The sequence below is a fragment of the Streptomyces sp. NPDC005151 genome, from assembly GCF_053599875.1.
Genome location: NZ_JBSFYR010000250.1, coordinates 1 through 1,530, shown reverse-complemented (window position 1 = coordinate 1,530; position 1,530 = coordinate 1). Strand labels below are relative to the sequence as shown.

Below are 1,530 nucleotides of genomic sequence, written 5' to 3'. Positions count from 1 at the left end.
GACGCCGTGTCATTCCACTCCACCAACAACCGATCCCGCTCACCCGCATCCAGCACATCCACCGCATGCAGACGAACACCGGGCGCCGCGGTCACCGTCTGCACCACTCGGGCGAACCAGGCCGTCATTCGTTCGGCGGTCGCCATCTCGAACAGATCCGCCGACGCGACCAGCGCTCCCCGCAGGCCGGCGGGACGGCCCTGGTCATCGAAGACCTCGGACAACGAGACATCAAGGTCGAACCTCGCCACGAGCAGGGAGTCGTCCAGCGGCGCACCTCCCGCAGTCACATCAGGCAGGTCCAACACGGCGCGGTCAGTGTTCTGGACGGTAAGCATCACCTGGAACAACGGATGCCGCGCCAACGACCGCGCCGGAGCCAGCTCCTCCACCAGCCGCTCGAACGGCACGTCCTGATGCGCCAACGCGCCCAGGCTCGTCTCACGCACCCGCCCCAGCACCTGCCGGAACTCCGGATCACCCGACAGATCCGTCCGGATCACCAACGTATTGACGAAGAACCCGACCAGATCGTCCAAAGCCTCGTCCGTACGACCCGCCACCGCCGAACCCACCGGGATGTCCGTACCGGCGCCCACCCGCGACAGCATCACGGCGAGCGCGGCCTGCAACACCATGAACACCGTCACGCCCTCGGCCCGCGCCAACTCCGTCAGGCGCTGGTGGACGTCAGTGGGCACTCTCAGCGGTACGACATGGCCCTGGTGGCTCGCCGCTGCCGGGCGCGGCCGGTCCACCGGCAGCGCCAACTCCTCCGGCGCACCGGCCAGCATCCGACGCCAGTAGTCGACCTGCGCCGACAGCAGACTCGCCCGATCCGACTCGTCGCCCAGCAACTCCCGCTGCCACAGCGCGTAGTCCGCGTACTGCACCGGCAACGGCTCCCACACCGGAACCTCACCACGCGACCGCGCCTCGTACGCCGCTGACAGATCGCGACTCAGCGGACCCATCGACCAGCCATCACCGGCGATGTGATGCACCACGATGACCAGGACCTGCTCCTCCGGACCGGCCTCGAACAGCCACGCGCGGACCGGCACCTCCACCGACAGATCGAACGCATACCGCGAGGCCCGTCCCACCGCCTCTGCCAGGTCCTCGGTCGCCGATACCCGCAGATCCCAGTCGAGTTCACGCGGGTCCAGGATCTGCTGGTACGGCTCACCGTCCACGGCCGGGAAGACCGTCCGCAGCGACTCATGCCGGGCGATCACATCACGCAGTGCCACACCCAACGCCGCGACATCCAAATTCCCCGCCAATCGGACAACGACGGGCATGTTGTAGGTGGGCCTCGATCCTTCGAGCTGCGCCAGGAGCCACAACCGCCGCTGGGCGAACGACAACGGCACCCGCTCCGGACGCTCGGCCCCCGCCTGCAACGTTGTACGAGCCCGTCCCGTACCCTCTTCGGCCAGGTGGGCGGCCAGGCCGGCCACGGTCGGAGTCTCGAACAGGGTCCGGACCTCGACCTCCACGCCGAGCGTGGCCCGGATCCGCGACACC

General features: G+C 68.5%; 1 protein-coding gene. It reads right to left on the bottom strand.

The features are described 5' to 3' along the window. Positions 1-1,530, bottom strand: a 1,530-nt coding sequence (locus tag ACWD6R_RS40520; protein ID WP_451823334.1) for a condensation domain-containing protein, incomplete at both ends; no start/stop codon positions are given.